Annotated in this window: 15 protein-coding genes; 6 read left to right on the forward strand and 9 right to left on the reverse strand. The window is 70.0% G+C overall.

Going from position 1 to position 15,957, the window contains the following annotated elements; translation table 11 throughout:
- Window positions 1-17: 17 nt before the first annotated feature.
- Window positions 18-2,249: a di-heme oxidoreductase family protein gene (locus tag G4D85_RS43420; protein WP_164020169.1), complete on the forward strand. Its 2,232-nt coding sequence runs from the start codon at window positions 18-20 to the stop codon at window positions 2,247-2,249.
- 66 nt (window positions 2,250-2,315) lie between these two features.
- Here G4D85_RS43420 and G4D85_RS43425 read toward each other — a convergent pair whose 3' ends face one another.
- From G4D85_RS43425 to G4D85_RS43445, 5 genes are all read right to left on the reverse strand, one after another.
- Entirely contained in the window at window positions 2,316-2,837 is a 522-nt protein-coding gene (locus tag G4D85_RS43425) for a hypothetical protein (RefSeq protein ID WP_164020170.1), read from the reverse strand.
- 139 nt (window positions 2,838-2,976) lie between these two features.
- Window positions 2,977-5,142: a sensor domain-containing diguanylate cyclase gene (locus tag G4D85_RS43430; protein WP_164020171.1), complete on the reverse strand. Its 2,166-nt coding sequence runs from the start codon at window positions 5,140-5,142 to the stop codon at window positions 2,977-2,979.
- A complete protein-coding gene (locus G4D85_RS43435; protein WP_164020172.1) occupies window positions 5,139-5,420 on the reverse strand; it encodes an FtsB family cell division protein in 282 nt (93 codons plus the stop codon). The genes G4D85_RS43430 and G4D85_RS43435 overlap by 4 nt, the downstream gene beginning before the upstream one ends.
- 108 nt (window positions 5,421-5,528) lie before the next feature.
- Complete coding sequence (locus G4D85_RS43440) at window positions 5,529-6,047, reverse strand: TlpA family protein disulfide reductase (RefSeq protein ID WP_164020173.1); 519 nt, start codon at window positions 6,045-6,047, stop codon at window positions 5,529-5,531.
- On the reverse strand, window positions 6,044-6,532 hold the full coding sequence (locus tag G4D85_RS43445; RefSeq protein ID WP_205525962.1) for a Fur family transcriptional regulator: 489 nt from the start codon (window positions 6,530-6,532) through the stop codon (window positions 6,044-6,046). Before G4D85_RS43445 ends, G4D85_RS43440 begins: the two co-directional genes overlap by 4 nt.
- A gap of 436 nt (window positions 6,533-6,968) precedes the next feature.
- Here G4D85_RS43445 and G4D85_RS43450 point away from each other — a divergent pair, with 436 nt between their 5' ends.
- From G4D85_RS43450 to G4D85_RS43465, 4 genes are read left to right on the forward strand one after another with little or no spacing between them, the layout of a single operon-like run.
- Window positions 6,969-8,156, forward strand: a complete 1,188-nt coding sequence (locus G4D85_RS43450; RefSeq protein WP_240359848.1) for a hypothetical protein — start codon at window positions 6,969-6,971, stop codon at window positions 8,154-8,156.
- A 16-nt stretch (window positions 8,157-8,172) separates the two neighbouring features.
- Window positions 8,173-8,523 carry an FmdB family zinc ribbon protein gene (locus G4D85_RS43455; RefSeq protein ID WP_164020174.1) on the forward strand — a complete coding sequence of 117 codons (351 nt, stop codon included), beginning with the start codon at window positions 8,173-8,175 and terminating at the stop codon, window positions 8,521-8,523.
- A 50-nt stretch (window positions 8,524-8,573) separates the two neighbouring features.
- The gene (locus G4D85_RS43460; RefSeq protein WP_164020175.1) at window positions 8,574-8,777 is read left to right on the forward strand and encodes a hypothetical protein; all 204 of its coding nucleotides are present in this window, start codon (window positions 8,574-8,576) and stop codon (window positions 8,775-8,777) included.
- Between the two features lie 42 nt (window positions 8,778-8,819).
- Window positions 8,820-9,569 (forward strand): hypothetical protein, encoded by a 750-nt coding sequence (locus G4D85_RS43465; RefSeq protein WP_164020176.1) that lies wholly within the window; start codon window positions 8,820-8,822, stop codon window positions 9,567-9,569.
- Window positions 9,570-9,587: 18 nt separating this feature from the next.
- On the opposite strand, the gene G4D85_RS43470 is transcribed toward G4D85_RS43465, so the two are convergent.
- Complete coding sequence (locus tag G4D85_RS43470; RefSeq protein WP_164020177.1) at window positions 9,588-10,325, reverse strand: PHP-associated domain-containing protein; 738 nt, start codon at window positions 10,323-10,325, stop codon at window positions 9,588-9,590.
- A gap of 63 nt (window positions 10,326-10,388) precedes the next feature.
- Window positions 10,389-10,664 (reverse strand): hypothetical protein, encoded by a 276-nt coding sequence (locus G4D85_RS43475; protein ID WP_164020178.1) that lies wholly within the window; start codon window positions 10,662-10,664, stop codon window positions 10,389-10,391.
- 229 nt (window positions 10,665-10,893) lie between these two features.
- On the opposite strand from G4D85_RS43475, the gene G4D85_RS43480 reads away from it, so the two are divergent.
- Window positions 10,894-11,106, forward strand: coding sequence for a hypothetical protein (locus G4D85_RS43480; RefSeq protein ID WP_164020179.1), 213 nt, complete (start codon window positions 10,894-10,896; stop codon window positions 11,104-11,106).
- A 69-nt stretch (window positions 11,107-11,175) separates the two neighbouring features.
- Here G4D85_RS43480 and G4D85_RS43485 read toward each other — a convergent pair whose 3' ends face one another.
- On the reverse strand, window positions 11,176-13,350 hold the full coding sequence (locus G4D85_RS43485; RefSeq protein WP_164020180.1) for an alpha-amylase family glycosyl hydrolase: 2,175 nt from the start codon (window positions 13,348-13,350) through the stop codon (window positions 11,176-11,178).
- A gap of 120 nt (window positions 13,351-13,470) precedes the next feature.
- Complete coding sequence (locus tag G4D85_RS50640) at window positions 13,471-15,888, reverse strand: serine/threonine-protein kinase (RefSeq protein WP_420821750.1); 2,418 nt, start codon at window positions 15,886-15,888, stop codon at window positions 13,471-13,473.
- Window positions 15,889-15,957: the final 69 nt, after the last annotated feature.

Consider the following 15,957-nt stretch of genomic DNA (forward strand, 5'->3'; position numbering starts at 1 on the left):
CTCGCTGGGAGAAAACCATGCGCAACAGAACAGCAGGACTGGCTGTGGTCGCAGTCGTCGCCGCGTTGTTTGCGAGCGACTCATTCGCGGCAACCTATGGAGCGACGCAGTCGGGCTCCTCCGCCATCTTCTATGTCGACACCACGTCGTGGGCGGACATCCACTACACGAAGAACAACGGAGGCCAGCTCAACTTCCGGATGGCCATCGTCAACGGCCGGAACGAGTACACGGTGACGGGCCTCGTCGCGGGCGACTTCATCGACTACTCGTTCACGTACTGGGATGTGTCCTGCAACTGTGCCCGCGACACGTCGTGGACCCGGTACACGCACAGCGGCACGCCGCCTCCTCCGGTGGACTCGGGCACGGGCACCGACGCGGGCCAACCCCCGCCCCCTCCGCCCCTCGGGGACATCGTCCCGCTCTTCAACAACACCACGCCGCTAGAGGCGGCCACGGTGGAGAACACGGCCACGGCCATCATCACCCGCGTCGGTGACCGCGTACGCGACCGCCACGCGCGCGAGGACGAGTACCAAGCCTACGACCACTACCTGACGCGCTACTTCGAGAAGCGCACGCACTCCGTCGAAATCATCGACGAGGTGGCCAAGGGCGGCAGCCGCATCGTGGTCAACCTCCGCACCATCTACCCGTATGACAGCCCGGACTTCCGCGCGTTCTTCCGCGGCCTGAACACGGTGGCCGAGTACTTCCACAACGCCGACATGACCACCGTCAACGACTACCTCTACACCTCCAGCGTGAACTTCAACGCCAAGGAGGGTCGCGCCATCCGCGTGGGCGACCGCATGGAGATTGAAATCGGCGTCTTCCTTCGGCAACCGGTGGAAGGCCGCTTCAACTACTACTCCACGGCCATGCTCTACATGGTCGGCACCGGCGGCATCGCCCCGTTCGAAGTCTCGGGCGCCATCGAGGACTCGTTCCCCCTGCCGGCGGCCGGCCTCAGCGGCGGCCTGACGACGCAGAACCAGCCCCTGTCCAACGAGCCGCGCAACCGCTTCCTCCAGATGGCCATGAACATGGCCCCGGTGAACGCGCAGCCCTTCGTGGAAGGCCGCCGCCTGCACCACACGCACTTCGGGGATGGCAGCCACTCCGAGCCGAACAACCCCGCCCTCACCGAGCACGCGAACAAGCTCGGCCCCAACTACGTCTCCACCTCCTGCATCTCCTGCCACGTGCAGAACGGCCGCGGCCTGCCGCCCGCCGTCAACACCACGCTGGGCAACTACGTGGTCAAGGTGAGCAACTCCAGCGGTGGCAAGGACGCGTTCCTCGGCTACCGGCTCCAGCCGCGCCGCACCAGCGGCACGCCCGAGGCGGACGTCCGCATCTCCGGGTGGACGCTCTCCAGCGGCACGTTCAGCGACGGCACGGGGTACCAGCTGCGCAAGCCGACCTACAGCTTCGTGAACGTCACGCCGACGAACTACTCGGCGCGCGTCACCCCGCAGCTCGTCGGCCTGGGCTTGCTGGAGGCGGTGCCGGAGAGCGCCATCGTCGCGCTGTCGGACCCGAACGACGCCAACGGCGACGGCATCTCCGGGCGCACGCAGAAGGTGCTGGACCCCGAGACGGGCGCGACGCGCCTGGGCCGCTTCGGCTGGAAGGCCGGCGCGGCGAAGGTGAAGCACCAGGTGGCGGACGCCCTGGTGAATGACATGGGCGTGACGTCTCCCGTCTTCACCACCTCGGACTGCGGCACGCAGCAGACGGGCTGCCCGGGCGCCAGCACGGAGCTGTCCGCGGCGGACCTGGACAAGATGACGCGCTACATCGCCCTGCTGGGCGTGCCGGCGCGCCGCGACCTCCGCGACGCCACGGCGCTGCGCGGCGAGACGCTGTTCCAGAGCGCGGGCTGCGCGAAGTGCCACACGGCCTCGCTCACCACCAGCCAGTACCACCCGAACACCGAGCTGCGGAGCCAGACCATCCGCCCGTACACGGACCTGCTGCTGCACGACATGGGCTCCGGGCTGGCCGACAACCTCGGCGAGGGCCAGGCCTCCGGCGCCGAGTGGCGCACGCCGCCCCTCTGGGGCATCGGCCTGACGGCGGGAGTCAGCGGTGGCGAGGCGTACCTGCACGACGGCCGCGCCCGCAACCTCTCCGAGGCCATCCTCTGGCACGGCGGCGAGGGCCAGGCGGCGAAGAACGCCTTCGTCAGCATGAACAGCGCCGACCGCGCCGCGCTGCTCAAGTTCCTGCAGTCGCTGTAACGGACGCCGGGAGCTGAAGGGAGCCCGCCACCCCGCGGCTTCGGGGGTGGCGGGCTCCACTCCGGCTCAGCAGTCCCTGCCGCCGTTGACCTCCACCGTCATCACGAAGCGCGCCTGGTTGAAGACGAGCGCGTAGAAGTGGCCGGTGGTGCAGTAGTCCGGCGCCGTCGGGTAGCTCCAGCCGTACACCACCGCCGAGTAGCTCTCGCCGGTGTTGATGTACCGCTCGATGTCGTTGACCAGCGTGGTGCCCAGCGCCGCGCGGACCTGCGCGCGGGTGAGCGTGGCGCCGTACTGCCAGGGCAGCCGCGTGTCAGCCGCCACCTCGAGGGCGACGGCGGCGGCCTCCGTCACGCTCACCGGACCGGATACGGGCTCGTTGATCTCCAGCGCATGCACCGCCACGCCCGCCTGCGCGGCGGTGGCGGCAAGCTGGGCGTCCAGCGCCGTCTCCACCAACTCGATGTACGTCAGCGGCTGGGACGTGGTGGAGGTCGACTCGGGCTGAGGGGCGGGCTCGACGCCGGACCCACAGCCCATGAACATCGCGGTGGCCAGCACGAACGACGGGAGGGCGAGACGCTTCATGGACTTCCTCCGGGGGGACCGCCGGGCTTCGCTGCCCGACGGGAGAGTTCCGGAGGTATCCAACTCCCTGGGACCACCCACGTCAAAATGCCATCAAGTTACGACAACAGGCCCATGGAAGGCTTCCACGGGGCTTGAGTCAGGAGGCCTCGGCGGCCTGGAGCTTCCGCCCACCCTGCATCTGCGCCACGGTGACGGACTGGTTCCGGCCGTTGCGCTTGGAGTGGTACAGGCACTGGTCCGCGAGGTCGATGAGCTGCTGCTTCTCCAGGCCGTTGTCGGGGAAGGTGGCGATGCCCAGCGACATGGTGATTCGCAGCGGGCCCATCTCGGTCTGGAAGACCTCGGCCTTCACGGCCTCGCGGATGCGCTCGGAGATGGTGTAGGCGCCCTTGGAGTCCGTCTCCGGCATGACGATGACGAACTCCTCGCCGCCGTAGCGGGCCACCACGTCGGTGTCGCGGGCCATCGTCTTGATGATGCGCGCCACGCCCTTGAGCACCTGGTCGCCCGTGGGGTGGCCGTAGGTGTCGTTGACGCTCTTGAAGTGGTCCACGTCGGTGAGGATGATCGAGCACTTGCGCTGGTAGCGCCGCGCCTGCGCGAGGACCTCGTCCGCCTTCGCCTGGAAGGTGCGGTGGTTGAACAGGCCGGTGAGGCCGTCCGTGGTGGCCATCCGCTCCATCTGCTCGTAGAGCTGTGCGCGCAGCACCGCCTGGGCGGCCTGGATGGCGATGACCTCGATCATCCGCAGCACGTCCTGCTCGAACGCGGCCTTCTTGCGCGAGCCCGCCACGAGCGTGCCGAGGATGCGGTCCCCCGCCACCAGCGGGAAGATCTTCAGCGCGCCCAGGCCGCGAATCTGCGTCTCGTCGTCGAAGATGATCTGCCGGTCCATCGCCTTGATGTCGCGGCCCGGCAGCGGCGCCCCGTAGCGCACCACGTTGGCGACCAGCCCGTTGTTGTCGGGGAACGACTGGCCCTCCAGCGCCTGCCCCTGCGCCGTCACGCCCGACATCCGCACCACGCGGTGCATCCGCTTGCCTTCCACCTCGGACACCAGCGTCACCGCGCAGAAGTCCAGCCCCGCCAGGTGCCGGGTGCTCTCCAGCACGGCCACGAAGACCTGGTCCGGGCTGCCCGCGCGGTTCAGCTCTTCAATCGCGCGGAAGAACCGGTCCTTCTCGTCACGCGTCTTGCGGATGTAGCTCATCACCCGCTCCACCTCGATGGAGCGCAGCACCTCGCCGGCGATGATGGACAGCAGCTTCTCGTCCTGGTCGCTGAAGGGCTCGTTGGCCATGCGGTCCGCCACCAGCACGCCGCGCACCAGCCCGCTGCCCTCGAGGATGGGGACGGCGAGCAGGGCCTGCACCGTGGGCCCGCCGCCGTCGTAGTGCGTCACGCCCTTGAGCCCCTGCGGCGAGTTCATCCGCACCGGCGCCCGGCGCTTCAGCACTCCGCCGATGATGCCCTCACCCGCGTTGAAGCGCTCGCGCTGCACGCGCTCGGAGCCCGAGCGGCAGTCGTACAGCTTCAGGCTCCGGTCATCCGACGTGAGCAGGAACGCAGCGCAGGTGTGGGTGCGCAGGCCCGTCTCGGCAATCTCCAGCGCCGCGTGCACCGCGCCCTCGATTTCCTTCACCGAGGCGACCAGCCACTTCTCGTCGCTGCTCATCCCGCTGAAGCTGTCCTGCGTCCCGGAGGACACCAGCCGGAAGGTGCGCGCGCGCTCCTCCACCTCGCGGATGCGCTTCTGCACCGCGTCGCTCTCCGCCCGGCGCGCCGCGGCCATCCGCGCCGCCAGCACCAGGTGGTAGAGCCCGGAGAACAGCGCCAGGAAGGCCGCGTGCGTGAGGAAGCCGGACACGTTGGGCACGGGGCCCGCGAGCGTCACCAGCGCGTCGAACACCAGCGCCACGCCCAGCAGCGTCAGCCCCGCGTTGCGCGGCAGGAAGGCCACCAGGAACGCCATCAACAGATACACGAGGGGGAACAGCTCCCCGCCGCCAATGGCCACGACGATGAAGGCCGCGGCGATGAGCCCGCCGCCCAGCTCCAGGTCGTCACGCAGGTCGATGACCGCGCCCACCGCGCCCCGCATGGCGCGGTGCCAGGCGGCCACGGCGATGCCCACCAGCAGGAAGCCCACCAGGGCCGCCTCGAACCACTCCAGCGTGTGGAGCCCTCGGAAGCCTCCGCGTGCCAGGTGGATGAACGTGGCCAGCGCGGCGGCGGCCGGAATGGCCCTCACCGAGTGACGCAGCAACCTTCCGGGAGACGGAAACGAGGTCAGCGACGTCATGGGGACTCCAGGTGGAAGACAATCTCTCCCGGCTTCACGTAGCCCAGCTCCTCGCGCACGGCCCGCTCCAGCGCCGCCGGGTCCTTGCGCAGGGCGTTGATTTCCTGCCGCAGGGCCTCGTTCTGCTCGGCCAGCCCGCGGTTGCGCTCCTGCAGCGAGTCCACGTCCTGACGCAGCGAGAGGTAGCGCCGGAAGCCCTTGGCATCCGCCACCGACAGCAGGCTCAAGGCCCCCGCCACACCCACCGCCACCACCAGGAACTTTCGCCTCGCCGTCATGAACGCGCCGAAGGTACCAGTGACCCCCTGCCCCGCAAGAAAACCGCTCCAGGCATGTAGCACCCGCGAGTGCACGCACCGCGGGCGCCCCACGGCGGCGCCGCGTCGTCAGTCCTCGGTGAGCAGCTTCTCGATGGCCTTCGCCACGTCGGTGTGCCCTTCCACGCCCTGCCACCCGGCCACGGCACGGCCACGGCGGTCCAGCAGGACGGTGGTGGGCAGCGCGCGGATATGGCCGAAGGCGGTCTGCCCCTCGCGCATGAAGTCATCCGCCACCAGCACCGGGTAGCGGAGCGCGTAGTGGTCCGCGAAGGGCTGGAGCACCTTCGCGCCCTCCAGGTCCATGCCCACCGACACCACCTGGAAGCCCCGCGCGCCATAGTCGCGCTGCAGCGCCTCCAGCGTGGGCATCTCCGCGAGGCACGGGAAGCACCAGGTCGCGAAGAAGGAGACCAGCACCACCTTGCCGTTCAGCGCGCGCGCCTCGTGCCGGGTGGGCCCCACCGAGGGCAGGGCCAGCGCCTGGAGGAAGGCCGGCCCCACATCCACCGGCTTCGTGCCCCGGCAGCCGGCCAGCCCCACCACCAGCAGGGCCGCACACACCCACGCACGGGCGACCGACTTCATGCCGCCGTCGGGGCCGCGCCCGCGGCGCGCTGGCAGTCCTTGCACAGCCCGTACAGCTCCATCTTGTGCGACGTCACCTTGAAGCCGTGCTTGCGGGCCACCGCGTCCTGCATCGCCTCGATCCGGTCATTCTCGAACTCGACGATGGTGCCGCACCGCGTGCAGATGAGGTGGTCGTGGTGCTCCCGCCCCGCCGCCGCTTCGTAGCGCGTCTGCCCGTCGCCGAAGTTGCGCGCGTGGGCCAGGCCGCACTCGTTGAGCAGCTTCATGGTCCGGTACACGGTGGCCACGGACACCTTGGTGTCCTGTTCGCGCACCTTGTTCCACAGCTCCTCCACCGACAGGTGCCCCCCCATGGCGAAGAAGGTGTCGATGATGAGGCTGCGCTGGCGAGTGCTCTTCAGCCCGTGCTGGGCCATGTAGCGGGCGAGCACCTCGTCCTTCGACTCCTCCGGCTCATGACTGTGGCTGTGGCTGTGGCTCATGTCGGTTCCTTCGAACGCCCCGCGGGTCCGCGCCTGCATCCTGCTCCCTCGGTAGGGGGCCGGACCTGCCCGGCCCTCCGCTCCTGTTGTAACCGCTCTGGGAGGCGACCGCGACCCGCCATCCCCCCTGTTTCATCCCACGCCGAAGAAACCGCCACTGACGACTGTTGGTCTCCGAACGTGGGGGGCAGATATCCTCACCCGCGCCGGCTCGCAACGTCCGGCAAGCGGCGACATGGAGGTCCACGCCCCCGTTCGCCCACCTTGCCGGCTTGCACCCGCCGCTGGCTGTTTAGATTGGAGTCGGACTGGCTCATTGACACCTGTCTGGCGGCGAAGATAGAGGCATCCGCCCTCGTAAACGAGCAATTTTCGGCGACTTTCCATGACCAGCCCCTGGCAGAGAAGACGACAGCCCGACGATGTCCCCACCCCCGTGGCGGTCGCCGTCTCGGATTTCTGCAGGCGAGCGAAGTCGCCGGCGCCGGCTCCGGAGGTGCGCGAAGCGCTCGCCCTCCTGGCCGAGGACGATGATTTCCGCGTGCGGACCCTCACGGACGGAGAGCCCGAGGCGTCCCCGCTGGGGCCCTTCGCCGTGGTGGACATCCTCCGCGGCACGGCCCCTTCCCTGGCCGCCCAGCGGCAGGCCTGCGGCTTCTATGACGTCGCTCGGGAGCTGGCGTACGTGCGTGAGGAGAAGACGCCTCCGCCCGCCCCCGTGTCCGACATCCCCACCTTCGCCACGCCGCCCAGGGCCTCCCCGGGCGCCGAAGAAGGCGACGGCAAGGCCGGCAGGAAGGCGACCAAGGCCGAGAAGGCGGAGGCCGCCGTCCAGGAGCGCATCACCCCGCGCAAGCGCGCCACCCCCGAGACGGAGGCCGACGCGGCCGAGGCCCTGCCCCCCGAGGGAGACGAGGACCTGGGCTTCCTGCGACGCGATCTCCCCCGCCCCCGGGGCCGCTTCACCCGTGTGGAGGCGCCCCGGGCGTCCTTCATGGAGCTGACGCGCCTGAGCAGCAAGCCGGCCGTGGAGGGCGCGCTGGAGGGCGCCGAGCACCGCTTCGCGCTCCTGCGCAACCTGTCGCAGCGCTACAACGGCTCGCGCGGCGAGCTGACGCTGGTGGACGTGGAGAACGTGCTCCGCGACCACGGGCTGCTGGAGGCCTTCACGGACAAGGAGCGCCAGCAGGTCATCGCGGCGTACTCCGACCAGCGCGGGGCCGCCGGCCGCGTGGCCTGGACCCTGGGGCTGAGCCCCTCGGAGCTGCAGCGGCTCGTCTCGGTGCTCGCCGTGGGCGACGAGGTCGAGGCCCTGCGCGAGCGCTTCCGCCGCGAGGCCCTGGCCACCTCGCACCTGACGCACCGGTTGGACCTGCTCGGCCGCGAGAAGTACCTCGCGGACCTGGGCATCCAGCGCCGGTTCGCGGACGCACTCCGCAAGGAGCTGGAGAAGCTGGTGGCGGACGAGCTGCCAGAGGCCACCGAACTGCACGGGCTGGCGGATGCCGTGGGCCGCAAGCACGGCGCTCCCGCCGAGCTCGTCTTCCGCGCCTTCGAGCGCTTGGGTCTGGCGGACGGGCTGCGCAAGCAGCTCCTCGCTGGCGCCCCTCATTCAACAACCTGACGAGGCACTGAGAACCATGCCCATCTACGAATACGCCTGCCAGAGCTGTGGAAAGACCATCGACGTGCTGCAGAAGATCTCGGACCCGACTCCGGCCGCCTGCACCGAGTGCGGCGCCGAGGGCTCCCTGTCCAAGGTCGTCAGCCGCTCCAGCTTCGTCCTGAAGGGCGGCGGCTGGTACTCGGACCTGTACAGCTCGACGAAGAAGGACGGCGGCTCCTCCAGCGACTCCTCCTCGTCCAGCAGCAGCAGCTCGTCGTCTTCGAGCAGCTCGTCGACGTCGTCTGCGAGCAGCACCTCGTCCTCGACCAGCACCCCGGCCAGCACCCCCGCGCCCGCCGCGGCGGCGTCTGGCGACAAGAAGTAGGGCGGCGGAAAATTCGCCCGGGGCACGGGAGCGGCGCACACTTGCGTCCCGTGCCCTTTCCTCCCTCCAAGCGTCCTCCCCGCCACTGCGCGCTGTGCGGCCATCCGGAGCTGACGGACTCGCGCGGGCTCGGCCGGTTCCTGCTCGTCGCGGACCCGCTCGGCCGGGGCCCCGTGTGCCCTCCCCAGCGAGGGTGCCGTGGTGGCAAGCAGGAGGCGCACGCCGCTCCGCCGCTGACGCAGGCCGCCCGCTGAGCTAAGCAGGTTTCCTCCCGCGCCCTGTCCCGCGGAGGTGCCATGCCGCTCAACCGACTCCGACTCCCCTCCCTCGCCGTCCTCTTCCTCGCCGCGCTCGCCTCGGGCTGTGGCTCCCACACCCGGATGCCCCCCGAGGCCCGGGCCTCCCTCGACCGCACCCTCACCGGCCCCGAGGCGGTGCAGTACCTGCGCCTCTCCGCCAACGTCACGCCGTTCTTCGGTGATGCCTCCAAGCGCCTCCTCACGCCGTACGCGCCCGAGGACGTGCGCCTGCTGGACGACACGAAAGGTAAGCCCATCAGCCCCGGCGCCGTGGAGCGGATCATCCCCGCCGGCACGAAGCTGCGGATCACGAAGGTGGAGTTCCCCACCTCGTGGGTGGTGGCCGAGCGCGTCCTCTACACCCCGCGCACCTGGCCCTGGGTGTACCTCACCGAGGAGGGCGCCCCCGCCGGGCCCCCGCTGGTGCTGGTGCTGCCTCCCAACCTGGAGCGCCCGGAGGACTTCCGCACCGAGCTGGAGAAGTACCTCGCGCCCCGTGAGCTGACGGCCCAACTGGACGCCCTGCCCCCCGCGGTGAAGGACGCCGTCCGCGAGAAGCGGCTGGTGGCCAACATGCCCCTGGACGCCGTGCGCATGGCCTGGGGCCCGCCGGAGCAGGTGCGCCGCACGCTTGAGGGCACGGCGAAGAACGAGGAGTGGACGTACCCGGCGGGCCGCCGCAAGGCTTTCCTCACCGACGGCCGGCTCACCCGCGCCGAGGAGGCCGGGAAGCCGCTGCTGCCGTGAGGCTCCGGGCGGAGGTGCCTACTGCCGGCGACGGCGCTTGCCGCCCCGGCCACCGCCTCCGCCCCCGCCGCCCGACTTGCGCGCGGCCTGGGCCTCTCCGGGCCGGGTGAGGCGCGGCAGCTCGCCGGCCATGACGGGCCAGTACTCGCCCTTGAGCAGCTCGGCCACCAGCTCCGCCTGCGTCTTGATGTCGCGCTTGAAGAAGGTGGCCCCGCGGCCCACCTCGTCCAGCGAGCCCCGCGCGTCGCTGCCCCCGACGCACGGGAGCTTCAGCGCCTCGGCGGCCTCCACGGCCAGGTCGTTGGACGTCTGCTTCACCCGGGCGTTGTAGCCCTCCACCGCGCTCAGGATGTTGAGCGTGCGGATGAAGTCCATGGCCGGGTTCTGCGAGTCCCTGTCATACGGCCGCGCCGCGATGATGGCGGCGCCCAGCGACTTCACCTTGGGCAGGCACTCCGCGGCGCTCCACGGCTTCTCGCGGTTGCTGCCCCACAGCTGCACCGGCTCCGGGGCCAGCTCCGGCTTCGGGAAGAAGCACAGGTACTGGCCACGGTCCGTCACCAGCTCCAACCCGACGAAGACCTTCAGCTTCGACTTCGCTCCCAGGTCGAACAGCTCGTCACAGCCGTCCTGGGTGTTCGTCTCGGTGAAGGCCACCCCGTCCAGGCCGAACAGCGCGGCCCGCTCCAGCACGGCGCGAGGATCCAAATCGCAACCCTTGGAGAGGTAGGAATGGGCGTGCAGGTCGATGAGCATGGGCGCCGCTCCCTAACAGGCCACCCCCGGGCCTGTCGAGCCTGCCGCGCCCGCTGCTGACCGTCAGGCGAAAGCGTAGGACTGGAAGGTGCCCTGCCTGGCCTGCGTGTTCTTCTCCTCGTACGTGCGGATGAGGTACCCCATCAGCATCAGCGAGGACGTGTTCTCCAGCACCCGCGCCGGGTCCTTGGAGATAAGATTCGCGCTGTAGTTCAGGAAGAACTGGGCCAGCTCCTCGCCCGCTTCCTTGACGATCAGCGCGTTGAGCGCAGTGGGCTCCATCGTCCGGATCGTATTGATGAAGTCTACCGCGAGGTCCTTCTTGGTCTTCATGTCCACGGGCCTTCCCCCTTCCCCAACCGCCGCCTCACTCGCGGCCCCCTGCCCCGAGCGCCCCAACCACCAGGTGCGACTTGGACAATCTAGGCATGCCCCCCGCCCTGCAAACCCCCGCCTCCGGGGGATCAACCTCCGAGCCTCGGGGAAGCCGGGTTTTTGACACCTCTGGAAATCACGTGCCATAACCCCCTATTGTCCTTTGTCAGTACCGCACAAGGAGTGGCAGGCGATGTTCACGGGCGTGAAGGTCTTCTCCGCCACCAAGGCGAAGGAGCGCGAGGAGCTGGGTGAGAACGTCACCCGTTGGCTGAAGAGCAACGCGGATCTGGAGATTGTGGACCGCGTCGTCTGTCAGTCATCCGACAACGAATTCCACTGCTACACCCTCGTGCTCTTCTACAAGCACGGGAAGAGCCAGCAGCCGCAACCGTCGCAGCCGTAGTCCCGAGCCGGCGGAGGAAGGGGCGGCCTCCCCTCCCCACCGGACGGCCCGGAAGAGCACCCGCTCGTTCTACGGCAGGAGGACCTCCGCGGGGACGTACACGGAGACGCTGCGCGGTGGCAGCTCCACCACGGTCGCCGTCCCCGCGAGCTGAAGCGTGCGTCCGCTGAAGATGTCCTCGTACGGCCCCGTCTCGGCGGCCAGGCTGCCCACCAGGTCTATCTCCAGCGACGGCCGCTGCACCGTGCCCCGATTGATGACCACGATGGCGCCCGGCCCGCCACCCGGCAGGCTCCGCTGGAAGATGTAGAGGTCGCTCTCCACGCGCAGCGTGTGCCGCTCGCCTGTCTGCAGCGCCGGGTTCAGCCGCCGGGCCCGGCCCAGCTTCTGGACCACCTCCAGCAGCTCCTTCTCCATCGGCTCCAGCATGGAGTCGAAGCGCATCATCCGCCGGTTGTCCGGGTCGCCCGCGCCCGGCATGCCCACCTCATCGCCGTAGTACACGAGCGGCACGCCCGGCTGGGTGAGCAGGAAGGTGAAGGCGTACTTCGCCTTCTCGAAGGCGGACGCGTCCGTCACCGTGGCCGGCGGGCGGGAGTTGCTGAACGGGTCTCCCCCCGCGCCCTCGAGCTGCTTCGCCGCCTGCGACATGAAGCGCGCCACGTCGTGGTTGCCGATGAAGGGCGAGTTGATGGTGCCCGGCGCGTAGAAGACCTCGTTGGCGCGCACGGCGGCGTCCACCCGCTCCAGCCCCTGCCCGTCCGCGAAGGCCTCGCGCAGCGGCCAGTACATGGGGAAGTCGAACTGGCCATCCAGCTCGCGGGGGCTGACGTAGCGGGCAATCTGCGAGCGGCCATCGGCGCCGACGAACGTCTCGCCCACCAGGTAGAACTCGGTGCCCGTCATGGCGGTGATTTCCTTCAGCTTCCCGCGCAGGGTGCGCCCCGCCACCTGGTCCATGTGCTTCACGGCGTCCATGCGAAAGCCGTCGAAGTCGGCCGCCTCCAGCCACCACAGCGAGTCGTCGATGAACTGGTCCACCATGTCCGACGAGCGCCAGTTGAAGTCCGGCAGGTAGTTGGTGAACTTGCAGGTGAGGCGCTTCTCCTCCCAGTCACAGTCCTGGCTGCCGCACACGCAGCTGGCGGAGGTGTTGAACCAGCCGTCACCCTGGTGCTCGACCCAGTACGGGTGCTCCTGGTGCACGTGGTTGAGCACCAGGTCCGCGATGACGCGGATGCCGCGCTTGTGGGCGGCGGTGGTGAGCGCGCGCAGCTCCTCCAGCGAGCCGAAGCGGTGCTGGGTAGTGCGGGGCTTGGACGGCCAGTAGCCGTGGTAGCCCGAGTAGTACTTGCCGCCCGTGCCGACGAAGCGCCCCTCGGGGTTCTGGTCCACCGGGGAGATCCACAGCGTGCGGATGCCCATCGCGTCGAAGTAGCCAGCCTCGAGCTTCTCGGTGATGCCGGCGAAGTCCCCGCCCTGGTAGTTGGCGATGGGGTCCACGTCCGCCACGGGCCCGTCGTTGTCCGCGCGGGCGTTGTGGAACCGGTCCGTGAAGGCGAAGTACATCAGCCCCGACTCCCACCGGAACTTCTCCTCCTCCACCCAGAAGGGCAGGTAGAGGGAGTTCGCCTCGCGGCCCTGGGAGTCCCGGGCCGTCACCTTGACGTGGTGCTTGCCCCGCTCCAGGGGCTCGGCATCGAGGATGAAGCGGCCCGTGCTCCGATCGAACGCGTTGGGCTTCACCTCGCCGTCCACCGACAGCTCCACGCCCTCCTTCGCCGGCCCCGCCTCGTCCGTCCCGTCGAGATAGGCGACCTCCAGGTCCAGCCGGCCCGACGGCGTCACCGAGAAGCGCCGCAGCTCCAGCACCGGCTGGCGGCAGTCCGGCACGGTGAGCCGCGAGTACTCGTCGGCGCGCACCCAGCGGGTGTACGGGTTCTGGGGGTCCATCAGCTGCTTGTCCCCCAGGACGAAGCGGTAGCCGTAGTCGCGCGGCTCCAGCCCCTCCAGGCGCGCGGTGAACACGCCGTCGCCCCGGTCCTGCAGCTTCAGCGGGTTGGTGGACGAGAAGCCGTCCCACTCGCCGACGACGGACACGGCGCCCTGCACGGACAGCTGCGGGGCGTAGGTCAACGTCACCTCGCAGGTCCGGACGGGAATGGAATCTTCGGTCTCACCGCAGGCGGCGGCGAGCAACAGCGCCGGAAATGCCAGGGCGCGGGGGAAGCGGAAGGGCGTCATGCGAGCACCTTTCTACGGGAGCCCCGCTCGCTTTTCCAAGCCCCCGGGCTGGAACGACTTGACTCGGTGCGTCGAGGGTTGATTTCGAGGGGACGCGCCGTCGGCTGCGAGGCCGTGGGGCTACTCGGCCTCGTACTCCTGGAGCGTGCGGATGACCTGGCTGGCCTGGGGGTGGTTCCCGGGGGCCAGCTCCAGGAAGCGCCGGTAGTGCTTCGCGCCCTCCTCCCGGCGGCCCAGCCGGGCCTCCACGGAGCCCAGCAGCAGGTGGCACTCCACGTGGTCCGGGTCCAGCGCCACGCACTGGCGGGCCCGTGCGCGCGCGGCCTCGAACTTCCCGGACTTGAAGAGGGCACGGGCCGCCACCAGGACTCCGTCCGCCGAGCTTCCGGAAGTCGCGCGGCCCTCGGCGGAGGGCTCCGGGAACGCCTCGGCGTCGCTGGCTGGGGTGCCCGGCGCCGCCTTCTTGTCCAGCCGCTGCGCGCTGGCGGGCCTCGGGGTGGCCTGGCGGACCACCGGGGCGCCTCGCTCGGGCAGCGGGCGGGTCTTCTCGATGAGGATGTTCACCGCGCCCTCGTTGTCGGACGGGTCGTCGTCGACGAAGCCGCAGGCCAGGCCGCGCATCCCGGTGATGCGCACCTCCTCGCCGTGGGACATCAGGAAGCGGGAGACCCGCTCTGGAGCCAGGTCCTCCGCTCGCTCCCGCTGCACGCAGGCCACGGTGAGCGCAGGGCCCCGCTCGCGCCCGCGCGTGAAGGCGCCCTCACCCACCGGCTCCAGCGTCAACCGGTAGGACTCCTCTGGCAGCAGGCCCGAGAGGACGAAGGCCCGGTCCGCCGGGGCCGTCATCCACTCGGGGTGGAGGACGTGGCGCTGAACCGCGCCCGTCCTCAGGCTGGTGACAGTCACGGTGCGCCCGGGCAGGTCGTCCGGGACGGGAGGGCCCAGGGTGAAAAGCATCAGCCCCGAGGCACTCCGGAGTACCTCCGGCTTGCGAGACACGGGGCCCACCGCGGCAGCGGCGTCCACGCCCGGGCCCGTGAGGAGGAAGAAGAGCGCGGGCATCGCCTTGCCGCGGTCCGCCGTGCCAGACACGGTGGTCTCCACGAGGCTCCAGTCCGCGTTGGCGTCCAGCGTTCCCAGGGCAGCGCGCCCGGAGGAGACGCTGAACACGTGCTTCCGGGCATCGACCTGGAAGGACTCCACCGGCCAGGTGGCGGAGGCCCGGGCCTCGGACGCCGCCGGAGTCGACTTCTTCGGAGGGCCCTCGTCCGCCCGCGCGGGCGGAGGGACGGGCCGGAACGAGGCCGGAGGCCCGGAAGGACGGGGCTCCTCCTGCTCCATCCAGTCGGCCTTGAGCCGGGTGAACGTCATCCACAGCAGGACCAGGACGGCCAGCACGGCCACGCCGCCCACGGCGGTCGACACGCCGATACCGTCATGGAGGATGCCGCCCTCGGACTCGCTGGCGCCGTCCGCCGACGCCTCGGGCGACTCCGACTCCGACGGCGCCAACGGCTCGCTCTGGTCGGTCTCGAGCGTCTGGAGTCCCGCCGTCAGCATCGGCGCCGCCGGCTCGGTGGGCTTGGGCATGGGCGGGGCGACGCGCCAGACGGACAGCTCCTCCACGAAGGAGGGCGGCACCTTGGTGTCGCGGCCCTCGGCCGCCATCTCCGTGCGGAACAGCTCGCGCAGCAGGTACGCCACGGACATGGCGGAGAAGCGCGGCGCGGACGTGTAGAGGAACCCGGCCAGTGCGTCGCCCAGGGCGTGGGCGGACTCGAAGCGGTCCTCCTTCTTCAGCGCGAGCGCCTTCTGCAGGATGGCGTCCAGCGCCGCGGGCACATCCGGCCGCACGTCGCGGGCCCGGGTGACGGGCTGGCGGAGTGCCAGCTTGCGCCGCACCTCGTACTCGGGCCCCTCCAGCGGCAGCCGCCCGCAGACCAGCATGTAGAGGACCACGCCGGTGGCCCAGACGTCGGTGCGCGCATCCACGTCCTCGCCGCGCGCCTGCTCGGGGGAGAAGAAGAGGTACTTCCCCTTCACCACGCCCGGGGTGGTGTCGAAGCTGCGCAGCGAGCGCGCCTTGGCGATGCCGAAGTCGACAATCTTGACCTGGCCCTCGTAGCTGACGAGCACGTTGTCCGGGGAGATGTCCCGGTGGACGATGCCCAGCGGCACGCCCTTCTCGTCGGCCCGGGTGTGCGCGTAGTGCAGCCCCCGGCACATCTCCAGGGCAATGAAGGTGGCGACGGGCACGGGCAGAGAGAAGAACTTGGATTGCAGCGCCCGCTTGAGAATGCGGTGGAGCGGCTGGCCGTCCACGTACTCCATGGCCAGGAAGTAGTTGCCGTCCGCCTGCCCGAAGTCGAAGACCTGGGCCACGTTGCCGTGCGACAGCGTGGCGGAGATGCGCGCCTCGCTGATGAACATGGAGATGAACGCCTCGTCGTCGGCGAACTCCGGCAACACCTTCTTGATGAGCACGGACTTGGTGACGCCGGCCGCGCCCATCAGCCGGGCACGCCACGTCTCCGCCATTCCCCCCCGACCGATACGGGCCTGCAATTCGTATCGGCCGAAATGTTTCCCCTGCTCGGTTGCCATTGC

This window comes from Pyxidicoccus trucidator (genome assembly GCF_010894435.1).
GTDB lineage: Bacteria > Myxococcota > Myxococcia > Myxococcales > Myxococcaceae > Myxococcus > Myxococcus trucidator.

Excerpts from the sequence above, each read along its gene's own strand:
- G4D85_RS43420 (WP_164020169.1), top strand. The coding sequence starts at position 18 with ATGCGCAACAGAACAGCAGGACTGGCTGTGGTCGCAGTCGTCGCCGCG.
- G4D85_RS43425 (WP_164020170.1), bottom strand. The coding sequence starts at position 2,837 with ATGAAGCGTCTCGCCCTCCCGTCGTTCGTGCTGGCCACCGCGATGTTC.
- G4D85_RS43430 (WP_164020171.1), bottom strand. The coding sequence starts at position 5,142 with ATGACGTCGCTGACCTCGTTTCCGTCTCCCGGAAGGTTGCTGCGTCAC.
- G4D85_RS43435 (WP_164020172.1), bottom strand. The coding sequence starts at position 5,420 with ATGACGGCGAGGCGAAAGTTCCTGGTGGTGGCGGTGGGTGTGGCGGGG.
- G4D85_RS43440 (WP_164020173.1), bottom strand. The coding sequence starts at position 6,047 with ATGAAGTCGGTCGCCCGTGCGTGGGTGTGTGCGGCCCTGCTGGTGGTG.
- G4D85_RS43445 (WP_205525962.1), bottom strand. The coding sequence starts at position 6,532 with ATGAGCCACAGCCACAGCCACAGTCATGAGCCGGAGGAGTCGAAGGAC.
- G4D85_RS43455 (WP_164020174.1), top strand. The coding sequence starts at position 8,173 with ATGCCCATCTACGAATACGCCTGCCAGAGCTGTGGAAAGACCATCGAC.
- G4D85_RS43465 (WP_164020176.1), top strand. The coding sequence starts at position 8,820 with ATGCCGCTCAACCGACTCCGACTCCCCTCCCTCGCCGTCCTCTTCCTC.
- G4D85_RS43470 (WP_164020177.1), bottom strand. The coding sequence starts at position 10,325 with ATGCTCATCGACCTGCACGCCCATTCCTACCTCTCCAAGGGTTGCGAT.
- G4D85_RS43480 (WP_164020179.1), top strand. The coding sequence starts at position 10,894 with ATGTTCACGGGCGTGAAGGTCTTCTCCGCCACCAAGGCGAAGGAGCGC.
- G4D85_RS43485 (WP_164020180.1), bottom strand. The coding sequence starts at position 13,350 with ATGACGCCCTTCCGCTTCCCCCGCGCCCTGGCATTTCCGGCGCTGTTG.
- G4D85_RS50640 (WP_420821750.1), bottom strand. The coding sequence starts at position 15,888 with ATGGCGGAGACGTGGCGTGCCCGGCTGATGGGCGCGGCCGGCGTCACC.